15 protein-coding genes are annotated in these 16,731 nt (G+C 59.3%); 8 read left to right on the top strand and 7 right to left on the bottom strand.

Annotated elements, in window-relative coordinates; translation table 11 throughout:
- The first annotated feature begins 28 nt into the window (after positions 1-28).
- Entirely contained in the window at positions 29-565 is a 537-nt protein-coding gene (locus AQ611_RS24630; RefSeq protein ID WP_180978148.1) for an H-NS histone family protein, read from the top strand.
- Between the two features lie 366 nt (positions 566-931).
- Here the strand turns inward: AQ611_RS24630 and AQ611_RS09770 are convergent, their stop codons facing one another.
- Together AQ611_RS09770 and AQ611_RS09765 are read right to left on the bottom strand one after the other, a co-directional pair.
- Complete coding sequence (locus AQ611_RS09770; protein WP_069234368.1) at positions 932-1,891, bottom strand: alpha/beta fold hydrolase; 960 nt, start codon at positions 1,889-1,891, stop codon at positions 932-934.
- A 332-nt stretch (positions 1,892-2,223) separates the two neighbouring features.
- On the bottom strand, positions 2,224-3,576 hold the full coding sequence (locus AQ611_RS09765) for a pyridoxal phosphate-dependent decarboxylase family protein (RefSeq protein ID WP_069234367.1): 1,353 nt from the start codon (positions 3,574-3,576) through the stop codon (positions 2,224-2,226).
- A gap of 684 nt (positions 3,577-4,260) precedes the next feature.
- Here AQ611_RS09765 and AQ611_RS09760 point away from each other — a divergent pair.
- The 3 genes from AQ611_RS09760 (at position 4,261) to AQ611_RS09750 (ending at position 7,431) form a co-directional block, all read left to right on the top strand.
- Complete coding sequence (locus AQ611_RS09760) at positions 4,261-6,717, top strand: DUF3772 domain-containing protein (protein ID WP_069234366.1); 2,457 nt, start codon at positions 4,261-4,263, stop codon at positions 6,715-6,717.
- Positions 6,718-6,821: 104 nt separating this feature from the next.
- Positions 6,822-7,052, top strand: coding sequence for a hypothetical protein (locus AQ611_RS09755; protein WP_069234365.1), 231 nt, complete (start codon positions 6,822-6,824; stop codon positions 7,050-7,052).
- On the top strand, positions 7,033-7,431 hold the full coding sequence (locus AQ611_RS09750; RefSeq protein ID WP_425248300.1) for a hypothetical protein: 399 nt from the start codon (positions 7,033-7,035) through the stop codon (positions 7,429-7,431). Before AQ611_RS09755 ends, AQ611_RS09750 begins: the two co-directional genes overlap by 20 nt.
- Positions 7,432-7,492: 61 nt before the next feature.
- Here AQ611_RS09750 and AQ611_RS09745 read toward each other — a convergent pair whose 3' ends face one another.
- Entirely contained in the window at positions 7,493-7,933 is a 441-nt protein-coding gene (locus AQ611_RS09745) for a hypothetical protein (protein WP_069234364.1), read from the bottom strand.
- Positions 7,934-8,303: 370 nt separating this feature from the next.
- Here AQ611_RS09745 and AQ611_RS09740 point away from each other — a divergent pair, with 370 nt between their 5' ends.
- The gene (locus AQ611_RS09740) at positions 8,304-8,594 is read left to right on the top strand and encodes a YciI-like protein (protein WP_059570210.1); all 291 of its coding nucleotides are present in this window, start codon (positions 8,304-8,306) and stop codon (positions 8,592-8,594) included.
- A 15-nt stretch (positions 8,595-8,609) separates the two neighbouring features.
- Here the strand turns inward: AQ611_RS09740 and corA are convergent, their stop codons facing one another.
- Positions 8,610-9,587 carry a magnesium/cobalt transporter CorA gene (gene corA / locus AQ611_RS09735; RefSeq protein ID WP_069234363.1) on the bottom strand — a complete coding sequence of 326 codons (978 nt, stop codon included), beginning with the start codon at positions 9,585-9,587 and terminating at the stop codon, positions 8,610-8,612.
- 190 nt (positions 9,588-9,777) lie between these two features.
- On the opposite strand from corA, the gene cydX reads away from it, so the two are divergent.
- Together cydX and AQ611_RS09725 are read left to right on the top strand one after the other, a co-directional pair.
- Complete coding sequence (gene cydX, locus AQ611_RS26720) at positions 9,778-9,930, top strand: cytochrome bd-I oxidase subunit CydX (RefSeq protein ID WP_069234362.1); 153 nt, start codon at positions 9,778-9,780, stop codon at positions 9,928-9,930.
- Complete coding sequence (locus tag AQ611_RS09725; protein WP_069234361.1) at positions 9,927-10,547, top strand: P-loop nucleotide/nucleoside kinase family protein; 621 nt, start codon at positions 9,927-9,929, stop codon at positions 10,545-10,547. The genes cydX and AQ611_RS09725 overlap by 4 nt, the downstream gene beginning before the upstream one ends.
- 122 nt (positions 10,548-10,669) lie before the next feature.
- Here the strand turns inward: AQ611_RS09725 and AQ611_RS09720 are convergent, their stop codons facing one another.
- From AQ611_RS09720 to AQ611_RS09705, 3 genes are all read right to left on the bottom strand, one after another.
- Complete coding sequence (locus AQ611_RS09720) at positions 10,670-11,770, bottom strand: saccharopine dehydrogenase family protein (protein WP_069234360.1); 1,101 nt, start codon at positions 11,768-11,770, stop codon at positions 10,670-10,672.
- A gap of 470 nt (positions 11,771-12,240) precedes the next feature.
- Positions 12,241-14,979 carry a hypothetical protein gene (locus AQ611_RS09710; RefSeq protein WP_146011799.1) on the bottom strand — a complete coding sequence of 913 codons (2,739 nt, stop codon included), beginning with the start codon at positions 14,977-14,979 and terminating at the stop codon, positions 12,241-12,243.
- A 484-nt stretch (positions 14,980-15,463) separates the two neighbouring features.
- Complete coding sequence (locus AQ611_RS09705) at positions 15,464-15,928, bottom strand: Lrp/AsnC family transcriptional regulator (protein WP_069234357.1); 465 nt, start codon at positions 15,926-15,928, stop codon at positions 15,464-15,466.
- Between the two features lie 271 nt (positions 15,929-16,199).
- Here AQ611_RS09705 and AQ611_RS09700 point away from each other — a divergent pair, with 271 nt between their 5' ends.
- Entirely contained in the window at positions 16,200-16,670 is a 471-nt protein-coding gene (locus AQ611_RS09700) for a Spy/CpxP family protein refolding chaperone (protein WP_069234356.1), read from the top strand.
- Positions 16,671-16,731 lie beyond the last annotated feature (61 nt).

Raw genomic sequence — 16,731 nt, 5'->3', positions numbered from 1 at the left:
GATGCGATTGCCGCGCGGTCCCGCCGCAATGAATGGGTTTTTTAGAGAATCAAGAGCAACGTTCCCAGCTGCCCTTCGGAAATTACCTCATGGCGCACTATTTATCGACAGCTTAATAAACCAAAGGGAAGAAATGAGAAGAGAATATCTTGAATTACTCGAGGAACATTATCGAATACATAGAGAAATTGTCGAAACACGAGACTCTGAAGTAAAAAGGGTAATATCCGGCATAGTCAAGGAGATGCTGGCTTATGGCATTTCCCTCAACGAGCTGAAGGATGCGCTCACGGGCGTATCCGGGGTACGCAGCCGGAGACGAGCCCATCTGCCAATGTACATCAACCCTCAAACAGGGCAAACATGGTCAGGAAGAGGTCGACCGCCAACCTGGATTGCTGATCGAGATCGGTCGAAATTTCTGATTACTTCAAACAATATTTGTCGAGATATCGAGGCTCATTTACCCGTTAAAGAACGCACAGGCGAACTTGAAGAAAATGGAACCTTGTCGCAAGCACGGCAACTCGGTAGCGACCGGCTACAACTGAAAGACGAAGTTTGAAGAAACAACGGCCTTGCTCAATGCAAACGCTCTTCATCGACCGGTTGAGCCGCAGTCAATGCGATACCCATGCTTTCGCCATTCCATAGGATATGAAGTGACAAGCATTCATCTACCGCATGATCTCGTGCCTATATTCGCCGACGCGCCACGGCACCGTCTATACTTCCATCATTTCCTGCCTGATGTCAGTCACAAAACAGTCTTATGCCCATCCGCTCATTTAAATGGGCAACCGTGTCCGGTGATTTACGGGACTGCTCCAGCACGACCTTCTCTACTCAAGGCGTTAATCGGTACGCGCCTCGCGCTTCCATCCGAAACGAAACCCGTCCGATCGCACCATATCCAACAACGCGCGTCACTTCATCGACGGTTCAGCACGGCGCCAAGCCACGAAGCAATATCGTAGTGAACGAGATCCTTGTTTCTGTCGTTCAAAATTTCATGCCTATCGCCGGGATAAAATCGATATGCCAATGCAAGATGTCCTTGCTTCATATAACGCGTGATCAAGGATTGAATGGAATGAGTGCTCGCCCCGACCGGATCGCGAGTGCCTGCCACGATCAAGATCGGAAGGTCGATCGGTATTCTCGATTCATTTTGTGTAATCCACAGGTTTCGAAAACCTTCGGCCACCGAATACATCATGCTATTCGAGAACGGCTTCCCGCAAAGTTCGTCGTCGAGAAAGCGCTGGACCTCAGTTTGATCGGCCGTCATCCATTCACAGCCGGTAGGCGGCCGGCCGGCTTGCTCGAATGGCGCATTAAATGCCTTCAGGACGTCTGCCAGGATCGCCGAAGGTTGATTCGCGTCAGCTGAATGCGCCGCGGCCTTAAGCTGGCCAAGCACTTCGTCATCAATGCCCGGCAACGCCCCCATCGTGCCGCACAGCACCGCACCTGCAAGCAAATGCCCGCATGCCTGGATATGAGCCTGCGTGAGTGCAGATCCCATGCTATGACCAAACGCGATCAACGGAAGACCGCCATAGCTTTCCAACGCGAGATTCGACAACTGGGCAATGTCGCCGAGCATATCGGCCCATGCCGTGAGGCCGGCCTGCCCCAACCCGGCCTCGCCCGCCGTGCGGCCATGCCCACGCAGATCGAGTGCGGCGACGGCATAACCCCGCGCGCTCAGATAGCGGGCGAAGCGGTCGTAGCGCCCGCTATGTTCACAGATTCCATGCGTAATCTGTACGACTGCGCGCGGCCCGCTGCCCGCGGGTGGAGTCCATTCACGATAAAAAATCTGCTTTCCGTCTAGATGGGACGTGAACGACGATTCGTTGTATTTAACATCAAGTTCTGCGGTCATTTATAGCCAGCCTGGAAGATGTTTTATCGAATATCGGAACTCAGTCTCAAGAGATTGCTTTTCAAGTGGCTATGCCGGGCCGGATCTGCCGGTGATGGCTATGTTGAACGCTGCCCCTTTTGACTGCTCAACGCGTCGGCCCCTCGTCGCCCACGAACATCCAGTTCTACAGGACGGTTGCAGCCTTCGCCAGATTGATAGCGGACATGCGCAGCGTCATTTTTTGACGGTTGTGCATCACGCCGCTCGCCCTCATGGTAGCCCCGCCGGAACTACCTTGGAATTACCTTGGCCGCCCCCGTCGTCAAGACTGCACCCGCTGCGACTATTTATCACCGCATGGCCGCATCGGCCGCACGTTCGATTCGCTTACAAAGCTCGCCAAGCCACGCCATCTGCTCGGGTTTCATCAGGCAGGCCCGCAGGCACAGCACGCTGTCCTCGTCCCATATCAGGCCGGACACATGCGGTTCGACGAGCGACCTTGGCATATGAGCCAAGGCCAAGTGCAGCTGTATGGCAGCCGCCGCCTCGAACAATGCGCGCGATAGACGCGACGCGGTACTCGCGCGCCCGCTTGCCGGAAACCAAAATACGATGTCCAACTCCGGTGGAAAACACGTGACGAAGCGGCTGTCACGCTGAAGGAAGTCATACAGATGCAGCGCCGCCGCTCTCGCTTGCTCGAGGTCGTGCGCGAAACGCCCGCCTTTTTCCAAAGGCATCAGCTTTTGCGTTGCCCAAAGCGCAGCGGCGCTCGCCCCGGGACGGGAACATTCGAGACTGATTTCCCCGAGATGAAAATCGGCCGACGTGAAATACGTGTACGGCGAATCGTGCACGTATATCGCGCCGACGGCCGGATCCCGAAATATCACGCAGCCGCAACCGTAAGGCTGCAAGCCATGCTTGTGCGGATCGACCACGACCGAATCGGCCGCGCATATGCCCGCGAACGCGGCCTTTCCATGTTCGGTCAGGGTGTCGGCGAGCGCATAGTATCCGCCGTAAGCCGCATCGACATGCACGCGAAAGCCATAGCGCTTCTGCAGCGCGAGAATGCCGTCGAGCGGATCGATCGTGCCGCATGCGGTGGTGCCCAGCGTGGCCACCACGGTGCCGACTGGCCCTTCGTCGGCCAGTATCCTTTCCAGTTCGTCCAGCGACATCCGCCCGTACTCGTCGCAGCGCACCTTTGCAAATTCCACACCGAGCACGCTGCAAATGCGCTCGTGCGTGTAATGCGCGAGCGAGGACGCGACCACTTTTTCCCCGGGCCTGACGCGGCTCGCCACCCACAACGCTTCCATGTTTGCGACGGTGCCGCCGCTGCAAAGATGCCCGAGGTGATGGTCCCAGCCGAACATCCGCGCGATCTGCGCGACGCATTCTTTTTCGAGCGCGGACGTCGCCCGCCCGCCCTCGAGCGCATGATTGTTCGGATTCACATACATGCTGAGCGCATAAGCCGCGCGCGCGATCGGATGCGGCGGCTTGAGCATTTGGCCCGCATACAGCGGATGGAAATACGGATAATTGTCGTGCAGCTTCGCTGCCAGTTGCTCGAGTATCGGCGCCATTTCGTCGGCCGACGCCGAATCGGCATAGGCCGGCAGCCCGGAAAATCCCGATTGCCAGTGTTTTGCCGCGCGCCTGAGCAATTCGACGTCTCTATCGATATCCATCCCGACTCCATTCGAAAATGTTGGGTCTGCGCTGGATCTGCGTTGAAGCCGCGTTCGGCCGGTATCCGCCGGCGCGCCCCCGATCGACCTACCCGATACCAGCGTGGCGAGGCCGGTTCCCGCCGGCCCATTGTCCGCCTCCCAACGGGCAAGTATCACATGGACCACGCAAGATCAGCGTTGCTCAGATCGCATAAAATCGTGGCGGACGTGCCGATCAATCGATAAGCCGCAGCGCGTCGCCGCTACAAGCGATGCGAGGTGAGGCTGTATAGATTGCTGCGCAATCTGCGCTGACGACCGAACTCGCCGGAATCCGCAGGATTCAGCCCGCCTGTCACGGGCCATTACCACTAGAACGCCGCGCGCTCTGCCATGCCGCATCGCCGAGCCAAGGGCGCCGGCAGGTCCGGATTCGGATGTGCAAACCAGCCGCGCCCGCTCACTGCCCAATTCGTAACTGTGTGTGAACCCGCTCAAACACGCTTTCCGGGCCCCGCTCGACCGAGGTTTCAGGCGCAAACACTCCCGGCGGCATCAGGCCGGCACACGTCAAAACCCTGCCCCGCCGGCCACGCATTGACATTCGATTGCACGATCGTCAGCACACAGCCTGGAAAACCGTGGCAATCTACCGCGTATTGCCGGTTGCCCGTTCGTGCAATCGATCTGTAAGGTTTCCCTATGTTCAGGCTTCCGAAATTCGCGCGACCTGTCGCGCTTACCGTCCTTTTGCATTTGCTTTGTGTTGCGCTGCCGGCAGCCGCGGCCGATGCCGATGCCGATACGCGTGTTGCCTCCGTTGCATCCGATGCCGCGTCGCCCGCGCCCGTGCCGCCGATTTCGCTGGAAGCGGCAATGGCCGAACTCAAGCGCTTGCAGGCTGCACTGGATCGCATCAAGCAACAGGCCGCGACTGCGGCAACGAGCAAGCGGCTTAGCGAACTCAGCGCCGATACGCAGCAGCGCTCGGCCGACGTCGACAAGCTGACAGCCGAGTTGCAGCCGGAGCGCGCGCAATTGCAGGCACAGTTGGACGTGCTGGGGCCGCTCCCGCCGCCCGGCTCGCCTCCCGAAACCGCGGCGGTTGCGCAGCAGCGCGCGAGCCTGAATGCGCGCAAGGCGCAGATCGATGCGGCGTTGAAGCAAGCCGTCGACATCAAGGAGACGCTCGCGAATCTTGCGCAGCAACTCGCCAAACTGGACCGCAGCTTGATGCGCGATCAGCTCGCGCTTCGCTCCGGCAGCATTCTCGGCGCGCAGTTTTGGTCCGCGCTCTTCGATACCCCGAGCGAAGACATCCAGCGGCTCGACGACGTCAACGCGCAAATCGGCCAGGTGCTGCATGCGGCATGGGAGCCCGGCAAGCGCCTGGTCACCGCGCTGCTCGTGGCCGTCGCGCTCACGGTGTGGGCCGCGGGCCGTCGGTGGATCGTGCAAGGGCTCGAATGGCTCTGTCTCAATTGGCTACCGGAAACCCGCCTGCGGCGCAGCGCGCTCGCCACGTCGATTGCGTTGTCGAGTGTCGTGACGACGGGTATCGCGGTGCAGTTCGTCTATGCCGCGTTCACTCGCGATTACACGCTGCCCGCCCCGCTCCAGGTCTTCGCCGACCAGCTGGCGAAGCTCGCGATCGGCTGCGCGCTGATCGCCGGGCTCGGCCGTGCGCTGCTTTGCACGAGCCATCCGTCGTGGCGCCTGCCCGCACTCGCGGACGAGGTCGCGCTCGCGCTCAAGCCATTTCCGGTGATTCTCGCCGCGCTTTTGATGCTGGCCGGCACGCTCGAGCTATTGAACAAGCTGGCCGACACCAGCCTGCAGGTCACGCTGTTCGGCCGCGGCCTCGTGTCGCTTGTGGTCGTGCTGACGATCGGCGCTTCGCTGGTGCGCTCGAACCGGGTGCGCAGCGCACTCGCGGCAGCCGGCGAGCCGCCCGAGGCTAGCTCGACACTCGCGGGCCTGATCCATGCAGGCGTGACACTGACCGTGGTCACCGCGTTCGGCTCGCTCTTGATCGGCTATATCTCGTTCGCCCGCTTCCTGACCCACGAACTCGTCTGGTTCGAGATCGTACTTTGCAGCCTGTTCCTGCTGACGCGCCTGACCCAGGACATGTGGGCGAGCCTGTTCTCCGCGAACCTGCCGAGCGGCCGCCTGATCAAGCATCTGTTCGGCCTGAACGACAGCCATCTCGATCAAGCCCGCACGGTGTTTTCCGGCGTCGGCACCAGTGTGCTGCTGCTGCTCGCCGTCATCGCGTTGCTGACGGGCGGCTTCGGCACGACGCCAGGCGACTTGCTGTCGAGCGTGCTGTCGGTGTTTGGCGGCGACAAACTGCGGCGGCTCAACATCGTGCCGAACCACATCCTGAACGCGGCGATCGGGCTTGCGGTCGGCCTCTATCTGCTGCGCTCGGTACGCCGCTGGCTTGACACGGAGCTGCTGCCCGCGCTCGGCATGGACCCTGGCATGCGCGCGTCGCTCGTCACGCTGTTCAGCAATCTCGGCTACGTGCTGGTTGTGCTGGTCACGCTGTCGCTGCTGGGCGTCAAATGGGACAACCTCGCGTGGATCGTCAGCGCGCTGTCGGTCGGGATCGGTTTCGGCTTGCAGGAAATCGTGAAGAACTTCGTGTCCGGGCTGATTCTGCTGACCGAGCGCCCGGTGAAGGTCGGCGACATGATCAGCATTGCCGGCGTCGAAGGCGACATCCGCCGCATCAACGTGCGCGCGACCGAAATCCAGCTTTCCGACCGCTCGACGGTGATCGTGCCGAACTCGCAACTGATTTCGCAGAACCTGCGCAACGTGACGATGGGCAACAGCACGCAAGGCGTCGCCACGCTGATGCTGACGTTTCCGCTGAACACCGATCCCGAACAGGTTCGGGATCTGCTGCTCAGCGCGTATCTCGAACACCCTGCGATTCTCGAGAAGCCCGCGCCGTCCGTCACGTTCAGTCAGCTCACGCCCGACGGCATCACGCTCAGCGTGACGGGCTACGTCGCAAGCCCGCGCATCGCATCGTCGACAAAAAGCGATCTACTGTTCGAAATTCTGAAGCGGCTGCGCGCCGAGCACATTCCTCTGTCGAATCCACAAATGCTGATGGTGCAAAACCTGCCGCCCCCGGCCGACTGACCATGCGCTCGCCGAGCGTGATGCGCATCGCGTTTAAATCCTTTACACGCTCGGCAGGCATCCTATGATTCGGAATACGAACCACGCTCGAGGAGCCCCAGACAATGACGAGACCGATCCTGCTTGCGCTCGCCGTGAGCACGCTTTTGGCCGGGTGTATCGCGTATCCGGCGGACCCGGGCGCCGGCGTGAACGTTAGCGTCGGCTGGCACGGCGATCGTTACTGGGATGGCCGCCGCTACTGGGATCGCGAAGAATGGGAACGCGGCCGCCCACAATACCGCGAGCGCGACGACCCTCGAAATCGACACGACGATGACAACCGCCGCGACTGACGTCGCCGCACAACGCAATTGTCAAGAATCATTCGATGCAGGCAAACAGAAAGCCTCGCATGCCGCCACCGCGTTATGCTCGTCCCTCCATTACGACAGGAGCCTACCCGTGAAGCTTACGATTCTCATCGGTGCCGCGAGCGCCGCTCTTGCATTGACCTCGGCCGCCATCGCCCAAACCCAACCCGCGCAGAACTATCAGTTCGGCGAAGGCCAGGCCGCGCCGGCCGCCGGCGCGCAGCCCGCGCAAGCTGCGCCTGCACCGATGCAAAACGATGCGCCGCCGGCAAAAACGGCGCATCACCGCAAGCACCACAACAAGCATCATAAGCACCACGCGGTCGCCAAGAACCCCGAAGGCACCTATTCGCATCACTAATTTCGTTCGAGCGAATCCATCCGCCGCGCGCGGCACCGGCGCGGCGCCCTCCTTTGCGCTTCTATTGCGCGGGCGGCGTCCCGCTTGCGCCGATTGCGCCGCTGATCCGATCGATCAACGATTTCGCCACCCCAGAAGCAAGCGCGGCGTCGACTTGTGATGTCTGCCACGCGCCGTCGCCGTCCTCGGTGAACGTCAGCGTGGTGCGCAGCGATGACTGCTCGCCGTCTGGCCGCGTGTCGTGCCAAGCAATCTCCACGTTGCACGAGTACGCGCGCTCGGCCACCTTCGTGCAATCACCGACAGGCTTGACCGATGCGATATCGGCCGACACCGGCAACGGCTGTCCAAGCAGCGTGTTGAGCGGGCCGCGGTTCTCCGCGTCGAGCGCGCGGCGCACGGCGGCATCGATTTCGCGCTCGCCGGGGCCGGCGTGAAGCCAGCCGCATGCGGCAAGCATCGCCGACGACAGGCCGACAAATAACACGGTTTTGAGCTTCATCGATTCGAGCGGATTCGTAGGAGTGGACGTTCGGCGAGCCGTCATGGCGACGCTGCCATTCTGGATGACTGGCCGTCGGCGGCGCGATCCACAACGGCGCTGATGCGCGCCAGTCTGACGCCTGTGCGAGCTGCGAGCAGTATCGATTTGTAACCGCGTGTTTGCCGGCGTAGCCATTCGACGGCATCCGGCGATGGCCGCAGGTGCCAGCGGCGCCCCGTCGTGCGACGCGCGCATTGTGTCCGCGCGATCCGCCCACCTGGCCTACGCCGGCGATATACTTTCCGGCCGAGATACCGTAACCGGCCTATTCCGGCACTGCGCGAACCGCGTGGCCCTCCCCGATCATCACTGCCCGACGAGTATTCCCATGTTCTATCTGCTGATCTACGACCTGGTCGACGATTATCTCGAGCGGCGCGGCGCCTACCGCGCCGAGCATCTCGAACTCGCGCGCGCCGCGAGCGGCCGCGGCGAGCTGCTGCTCGCGGGCGCGCTCGCCGAGCCGGCCGATGAAGCGGTGCTCGTGTTCGAGGGCGCGTCCGCCGCCGTCGCCGAGGCGTTCGCGCGAGCCGATCCCTACGTGACGCACGGCCTGGTCCGGCAGTGGCGGGTGCGGCCCTGGACCGTCGTCATCGGCAAGCATGCGCCGCCCGCGTGACGAAACGCCGCCGCTTTACAGCCAACCCGCTTTCCTGAAGCGCCACCACAGGAACAAATCGGCCGCGAGCATCACGCCGATGCAGATGTAAAACCCGTAGCGCCAATGCAGTTCCGGGATGTTATTGAAATTCATCCCGTAGATCCCGGCGATCATCGTCGGGATCGCGAATAGCGCGGCGAACGAGCCGAGCCGCTTCGTCACTTCGTTTTCGGCGAGCGAAATCATGCCGAGATTCACTTGGATCGCCGTAACGAGCATCTCGCGCCGGGCTTCGATCGTTCTCACGATCCGCAGCAGATGGTCGCAGACGTCGCGGAAATAATGCTCCATGCCCGCGCAAATCTGCGGAATCCGACCGCCGACGAGCTTCGACAACGGTTCGACGAGCGGTGCGGTGTGCTGATAGAGCGCCACGAGCCGGCGCTTGAGCGAATACAGATCCTCGATCAGCGCGCGCGCCGCGGCCGTGCCCGATTTCGCGAAAATGCGGTCCTCCAGCGCCTCCAACTCGGCGCCGAGCGTCTCGAGTATTGGGAAATAGCGGTCCACCACCTCGTCCATCAGCGCATAGAGCACGAACGCCGAGCCCTCCCTCAGCAATCCGGGCTCGCGCTCGCAACGGGCGCGTACCGCCCGGAAATCCTGTTCCGAGCCGTTGCGAATCGACAGCACATAATTCGGCCCGACGAACACGTTCAGTTCGCCGAACTGGAGTTCGCCGTCCGAATCGAGTTCGGCCGTATGCAGCACCGCGAACAACGAATCGCCGTATTCCTCGATCTTCGGGCGCTGATGGCCCTTGCGCGCGTCCTCGAGCGCAAGCTCGTGCAGGCCGAACTCGTCGCCCATCCTTTCGAGTTCGGCCGGCTCCGGGTCCTTCAACGCGACCCACACGAAGCATTCCGGCTTCGCGACGTAGTCGCTGATATCGTCGATGTCGATGTCGGCCAGCTTTTGGCCATCCTGATATGCGGCGCAGTTGATCAGCATGCGGTTGCGTGATTGAAACGAATGGGCCGCTTAGTTTAGCGGCTTGCGGCCATCGCGAGCGGCCCGTGCCTTGCGCCGTCCGTCATTATTGGTCATGATCGGTGTCGCGCGCCCGTGCCGGCGTTCAACGCCGCACGCGCGCGAGCGCCGGGCGGCATGCCCCGCCCGCTCATCCATCAAGGAGACCGCAATGTGGTATTACTCATGGATTCTCGGCATAGGGGTCGCACTCGGCTTCGGCATCATCAATGTGATGTGGCTCGAAGCGAACGGCCAATTTCCGCGTGACGATGCCGACGGCGAACGCCGCGGGCGCGCCGCCCAGCAAGGGCCACGCCCGTGACCTATCTGGTGTTCGTCTGCGGCCACGCAGGCACCGGCAAGACCACGCTCGCCAAGCGTCTGATCCGGCCGCTGATGCACGCGACCGGCGACGCATTCTGCCTGCTCGACAAGGATACGCTGTACGGCCGCTATAGCGCGGCCGCAATGGGCGCGCTGACGCAGAACCCGAACGATCGCGACAGCCCGCTTTATCTACAGCACCTGCGCGATCCCGAATATCAGGGGCTGCTCGATACCGCACGCGAGAATCTGGCACTCGGCATCAGTGTGCTCGCGGTCGGGCCGCTGTCGCGCGAAATCCGTGACGCCCGGCTGTTCGATCGCGAATGGCTGGGCATCGGGCCCGATGTCGTGTTGCGCGTCATCTGGGTACACACGTCCGAAGCCATCGCGCATGCGCGAATCGTCGCTCGCGGCAATCCGAACGACGCGTACAAGCTCGCGCATTGGGACGAATACCGGCAGCGCCGCTTCTCGCCGTCCGGTGAGCAATGCGACGATCTGTTGATGTTCGACAACACCGCGCCCACCGATGCCGATTTCGACGCCCTGCTCGCGCGGATCGTGCCGCCGCCGGCGCGCACGATCTCGACGGTTCCGCCGTTACCTGCCTAAACCGGCATGAGAAAGCGCCGGGCGGGCGTCCGGCGACGGATTCGGATGCAGGCCGGCAACCGGAAAGCGGTCAGGCCGATCGGCGGAACCGGCCGCACTGCCCGCCCGTTGCCGCAGCCGGGTCACGCGAGCGCGTGCATCCGCACCAGCGACTCGCCTTCGTACAGCTTGCCGAAGCGATTCTCGAGGAATGCGGCGAGCGGCACCTGCTCCTGGCGCACGAAGCCGCTTTGCGGCAGCTTCTTTTCCCGGAACAAATCGAGCACCGCGCACATCGCGCCGGCCGTCGTGATCTGAATCGCGCTCATCGGCATCCCGCACACTTCCTTCGCGAAGATTTTGCGCGTGAACACATCCTGCACGAGCTGCCCGTGCTTGACGCCCGTCACCGTCACGAATACGAGCACGACGTCCTGCTTCGTCGACGGCACCGCGCGGCGCATGATCGATTTCAGCGTGTCGCGATCGGTCGACAGGCGCAGATCCTCGAGCAGAAATTGGATGAGCGCGCGGTGGCCCGGATAGCGTACCGACTTGTAATCGAGCGTCTCAACCTTGCCTTCGAGCGTTTCGCAAAGCGTGCCGAGGCCCCCCGACGTGTTGAACGCCTCGTACTCGGTGCCGTCGAGCGAGAAATGCTCGAGCCCTTCAAGCGGCTGCACCCACTGCCGGCGCCCTTCGCGAACCGCTTCGCACGGCTGACAGTATTCGTTGATCAGGCCGTCGACGCTCCACGTCAGGTTGTATTTGAGCGCATTCGTCGGATATTCGGGCAGCGCGCCGACACGCATTTTCACGTCACGCACTTCGCTAAAGCCGTTGACGAGTTCATGCGCGGCAATGCCGATGAACCCCGGCGCCAACCCGCATTGCGGCATGAACGCGCGGTCCGATCCCTCGGCCAGCTCGCGGATCGCATGCGTCGCGCGCACGTCCTCGGTCAAATCGAAGTAATGGACGCCCGCCGCCTTCGCCGCCGCCGCGACGTTGACCGCGAGGTAGTACGGCAGTGCGTTGATGAGCGCATCGAAACCCTTCACGGCTTCGCGAATCGCCGACGCGTCGGCCGAATCGACGCGCTGCGTCGCGATGCCCAGGCTCGACAGCTTCGCGAGCACTTCCGCATCGCGATCGAATGCGACGACTTCGTAGTCGCCGGTTTCGCGCAACAGATGCGCAATGGTGTGACCGATAAGACCAGCGCCGACGATGGCGATTTTCATGTTGAGTCTCTCCTGACGAAATGGTTGTTGTAAACGGCGCGTTGCCCTGTCGGAGAGTGTAGGGATGTGCAAAAACAGTTTATAGATTAAATTTGATGCGAAACGACGCATGTTTTCGACGAATCGTCATTCCGTTTTGACGTTTTGTTGTAAACGGCGTATCAATGCGCACGCCGCGAGGCGACGAGACGAGCGGCCTGCTTCAGGACGCGCTCCCGCGTTCGATCTTCAACGCGAGCTTTGCCGTCAACCCGTTCCCATCCCCCATCGCCTCGGGCCTGGGCAATTGCAGAGACGAATACCAGGGTGCCGCGCACGCGTATTGTTCGCAGCGCCAACCGGCGCGTCGCGCGTTGAGCAACAGATACCCAGGCTTGTTCAACGCGCCCGCCGCATGAGACAGCACGGCATGAGATGACGCGCATGGTCGTCGACCGGTCCTTCTTTTCATATTGCAATTGCACAAAAAATCAAACCGACAATTCGTGAAATTTTTTATTGCTTACAATTTCTACCATTTCATCCGGAATACTGCCGAGCATATAAAATATTTCCTCTTCTCGATTAATCGCACTATTTCTGACGGCGGACGCCAAGGTTCCGGCGGTTATTTTCCCTTCCGAAATCAATCGAGGCCCTTCATTTTTTATGATATCTTCGATAGTTCGAAAATTGCGAGGGCTTTTGTCGGCATGTATCATGAATAATTTTCCTGCCTGCCGACTGATCGCAAATTTTTTTGCCACGAATTTGTTCGCACTGAGCGAAAGCACTCTACCCATCGAGCCGCCTACCCTTGCGGAGTGTTTTATACAGTCGACCAGATAATCATCGCGAGATAATTCATCGACATGAGTCCACGGCGTGCCCAAATAATTTTTATCCACCACGGACGATTGCCCCCTAAACAATTTATCTGGAATTTTTCTCGCCGCCCTTTCATCGATCATTTTCTTTATATCAGCAGGCGACATGACGTAATCGAAGCCCCGGGCAATATTTTCATAAATTTTATCGAGCGCGGTGTTTTGAATGACAAGTTTTTTGAATAATTCGTCCATCTTTTGCAATTCGCCACCAATTATTTTAGCCATCCTGCTTTTTGGAATATTGAAGGCCGCGCGAAAAATGCTGCGCGCGGTAAAAACTGGTATCACAAAATCGGTTAATTCCCTTCCCGCTACTAATAGGAAGCTGCTGGTTTTGGAACCTTCGAGCGTAGCTCTAACGATGGCGGATGCCCTTTCGGTGGCACTCGCTAGTTTTGCAGCCCTGGCAGCTCTCACTCCCGCCCGGATAGCTTTAAAGCTGATTGTCGAACTACCGATCGTGGCAAGCGTCAGGCCCAGTTGAACAATATCCAATGCGATATCCTGGATACGAACTTGATAACGCGGATCCAATTGGGCCTTATTTATCGTTTCGTAAAATGGAATGATGAAACTGAACAATGCGTCGGTGGGTGTCTCAGTGTACATACTGTCCTTCCACGCATCTATCAGCCTGATCATGTGACGCTTAACTTTGGCTTCCATGATATCGCGTATTGAAATGGGACGATGCGGCGTGCTGTACAAACTGGAATGCAACCTAAAATCAGAAAGATCGCATAAGTCTTTCTTGTTTATATCACACAGCGTTTCCCGGTCATTGTTGGTTATATTTCGGGAAAACTCCGCTCCCAAAGCAGCTAGCGCCGGGCCTTTTTGAATTTCATCGCCCTGCACAATATCGTTTACATATGAAATTTCACCATTCGGCTTAATTAACAAATAGCGATCCCCGGGTACCGGCAAGACCAGCGCCGGCTCGCTTGTATCTTGGATGATATCCCGCGATTTCGCCACCACCACCCCAATATATCGCTCTCTCATATCATAGATTTTCAGGCTTGCGTCCGATATGACCCAAGCTTTCTCGGGACGATATTCAAGCGTCAGCCTTCCTACCTTTGCTTCATCCGCAAGAGCAAATACTTTCGCCTTAACAGTCGCATCAATATTCTGTTTGATGAATTTATCAAATTGCTTGAAATATTCGATCGAAATTTCTCGATACTGACTGACTCGCCTGACGAGAAAATCGTATTCCACAGCCAACCATTTCTGAAGTCCAGCATGAAAATACTTCGACTCGATATTATTTTCCGCGATGTAGTCCTTGGCCAATTCAGTTCTATTTTTGAATTCCGGGAGCGGTGGCGAATTCAAGGCGATAGACCATGATTCTCGAAATATTCTCATCTTGGCGTATGTATTTATTTTCAGCTCGTTGCCACCATGTGCTGCCGCCCAATACGAACATTCCTCGCCAAGCAGCGCTAGAGAAAGCGCCGCAGCGGTTTGATTGGCAGGGTGACGATATGCGTATTGATGAATGCCATTTGCCAATTCCAACAACTGCTCGTCTTCATGGTTCTTTGCCACATCGCCCAATAATTTGCGCATGCCCAATATCCGTGCGCCGATCAACGAACTGCCATCGATCTGGAGATCGCCTTGTAGCGTCTGGTCTATCGCCGGCATGGGCGGGGGGGATACATCGACGCTTCTTGCATGTCGAACATTGGCTATTCCGGCCGAAGCGACCGGCGCGCTCGATTTCAAATATCTTTGAGAATGATCGGTGACGTTCGATTCACTAGGTTGGGTTAATGGCCCGGTTTTTACGCCATGTTTATCACCAAAACGACTTTCGCTGCCAACTTTGGTTTGGTTACCGCCCACATTGACCGCAAATTGCTTCATTCCGGCACGAGGCATTGTTTCAGCGGCAAAGTGGTCTGATTGAAATAACTGATTTCGGGACGAATCGGCGAGCGGTTCGCCAATTGCTATCGCATGGTCGATAATATTCGCGGCCGGTGTGCCACTATGCCGGGGCAAGGAATATTCTTTTGCGCCAGCCGATGTGTACTGCGCCATATCTGTGCGCATACCTTCTTTCGAATCTGCGGCATGGAAGCGCCGGCGAACCTGCGTATTTCCGGCCGTTCGCATGGCAGCGCATCCGTTGACGACGTAATCGCCCGCCAATAAAAAAGTAAAAAAAAGCGCGGTTTGCGCATGACATGTCGATACCGCGCGTGGCGCGGCTTTATGGCGGCGTGGCGGCAGCAAATGGCATTGCTGCCAGGCATTATGGTCGTCGGCCATCTTCCTGCGAACATCTAACAACGGATTGTGTGTTCTTGAAATATGTCGTCTCATGGAAAATGCTCCTGGCGATCCATCGATGTATGAAATTTAATCGAAATTTTAATAATACTAAAACATACCCAATTCCTGGCGGATGTTCATATATAAATATGGCGCAACGCACGAATCGGTCGATTCTGAAAAATCAGAATATCTGCCAAAGCAGGCATTGGCGCCGCGCAAAGCAACTATTATTAATATTATTCCTACCGATGCCACACCTATGTATTTCGCCAAATTTAATGCGGCGCCCCACGCCGCCCGGAAACACATCAAGGCTTAACTAAGAGCATCCGCGCCTGAACCTGTCATTTTCAATCGATTAAACTCTGTCACCGAGTATATCTTGGCGATTATTAATGCTCGATCGACGAATTTCGCTTTACCGAGACGATTTTCGCAGCGGCCGGGTTTCCGCCGGTCCGGCCGGCCCGCCACGATAGTCCCGTCGACACGCGTTGCACGCGCGGTCCGCGAGCCATCGCGGGTTCGCGGTCTAACCGCCGATCGTTCCGCGATCGATCTTGCGCGCCAGAATGATCGACGTAGTCGTGCGCTCGACGCCCTCGAGCGTGCCGATCTGGTCGAGCAGATCGTTGAGCCGATCGGGCGAATCCGCCCTGAGCCATGCCACGTAGTCGTATTCGCCGCTTACCGCGCATAAAAGCTGGACTTCAGGCATCCGATCGAGGCGCTTCAGCACATCCTTGCCGTACTTCGGCGCGAGAATGATGCCGACGTATGCATAGATGCTCGCATCGAGCACGTCCTGGCCGAGCCGCACGCTGTAGCCTGCAATCACCTGCGTGCGCTCGAGCCGCGCAATGCGGGCCAGGACCGTCGTGCGCGCGACGCCGAGCTGCCGCGCGAGATCCGCGACGCTGGCGCGCGCGTTCGCTTGCAGCAGCGCAACGAGGTTGCGATCGAGTTCGTCGAGTTGATCGAGTCGGGGAGGACGCATGGCGCACGAATGAATGAAAGTGCCGCGATGATAGCGCCGAACGGCCGGCTGCCCAACCCGCCCAATCTCGAAGCGCCGCGAAAACAGATCCGCGCAGATCCGCGCCGTCGATTTCGATTCGTTTCGGTTGTAAGCAGATGTCGCAACGATGTCCGGTACCCCGATACCATGCTACTAATAACGCGGAACGTGCGCCGCTCCTGCCGGCGCGCCCGCGGCCCGTTACCGAACCCTGGCCGCACCACTGCTGGACCATCACTTAGGAGCCACAATGAAAAAGATCCCGCTGACTCTCGCTGCCGCCGCGCTTACGTTGTCGGCGGCGCTCTCGCACGCGCAAACGCCCCCGGCCCCGCCCGCGGCGGCCTCTGGCACGGCGGCCGCGCGCCACGAAGCGCGTGTCGAGGAGCGCATCACGTATCTGCACAATCAGCTCAAGATCACCCCGGCGCAAGAGCCGCAATGGAAAGCGTTCGCCGACACGATTCGCGAGAACAACGAATCGATGGCGCGCCTCTTCCGCGACCGGCTCAACAACAAGAACGCATCGGCGCTTGACGATATCAAGCAGTACGTCGAACTGACGCAGGCAGGTGCCGACGGCGCGAAGAAGCTCGCCGACGCGTTCACGCCGCTGTACACGAGCTTCCCGCCCGAGCAAAAGGCGCTTGCCGACACCACGTTTCGCAACTGGCTGCAGCACCCGGATGCGGGCAAGAGCCGGGCAGGGGCGAAGGAATAAGACCGCCGGTGGACGACGCGCGGCCGCGGTACGCGCCGTCCTGCCCATGTCGGTTGGTCCG

Source organism: Burkholderia singularis, from assembly GCF_001718875.1.
Taxonomy (GTDB): domain Bacteria; phylum Pseudomonadota; class Gammaproteobacteria; order Burkholderiales; family Burkholderiaceae; genus Burkholderia; species Burkholderia singularis.
The sequence above is the reverse complement of the archived record's forward strand: the minus strand, read 5'-3'. Positions and strand labels throughout refer to the sequence as shown.

Bases quoted from the DNA above. Each gene is read 5' to 3' on its own strand.
- AQ611_RS24630 (WP_180978148.1), top strand. From the start codon at position 29: ATGAATGGGTTTTTTAGAGAATCAAGAGCAACGTTCCCAGCTGCCCTT.
- AQ611_RS09700 (WP_069234356.1), top strand. From the start codon at position 16,200: ATGAAAAAGATCCCGCTGACTCTCGCTGCCGCCGCGCTTACGTTGTCG.
- AQ611_RS09755 (WP_069234365.1), top strand. From the start codon at position 6,822: ATGACGAGACCGATCCTGCTTGCGCTCGCCGTGAGCACGCTTTTGGCC.
- AQ611_RS09720 (WP_069234360.1), bottom strand. From the start codon at position 11,770: ATGAAAATCGCCATCGTCGGCGCTGGTCTTATCGGTCACACCATTGCG.
- cydX (WP_069234362.1), top strand. From the start codon at position 9,778: ATGTGGTATTACTCATGGATTCTCGGCATAGGGGTCGCACTCGGCTTC.
- AQ611_RS09770 (WP_069234368.1), bottom strand. From the start codon at position 1,891: ATGACCGCAGAACTTGATGTTAAATACAACGAATCGTCGTTCACGTCC.
- AQ611_RS09740 (WP_059570210.1), top strand. From the start codon at position 8,304: ATGTTCTATCTGCTGATCTACGACCTGGTCGACGATTATCTCGAGCGG.
- AQ611_RS09750 (WP_425248300.1), top strand. From the start codon at position 7,033: ATGACAACCGCCGCGACTGACGTCGCCGCACAACGCAATTGTCAAGAA.
- AQ611_RS09705 (WP_069234357.1), bottom strand. From the start codon at position 15,928: ATGCGTCCTCCCCGACTCGATCAACTCGACGAACTCGATCGCAACCTC.
- AQ611_RS09710 (WP_146011799.1), bottom strand. From the start codon at position 14,979: ATGAGACGACATATTTCAAGAACACACAATCCGTTGTTAGATGTTCGC.
- AQ611_RS09760 (WP_069234366.1), top strand. From the start codon at position 4,261: ATGTTCAGGCTTCCGAAATTCGCGCGACCTGTCGCGCTTACCGTCCTT.
- AQ611_RS09745 (WP_069234364.1), bottom strand. From the start codon at position 7,933: ATGAAGCTCAAAACCGTGTTATTTGTCGGCCTGTCGTCGGCGATGCTT.
- AQ611_RS09765 (WP_069234367.1), bottom strand. From the start codon at position 3,576: ATGGATATCGATAGAGACGTCGAATTGCTCAGGCGCGCGGCAAAACAC.
- corA (WP_069234363.1), bottom strand. From the start codon at position 9,587: ATGCTGATCAACTGCGCCGCATATCAGGATGGCCAAAAGCTGGCCGAC.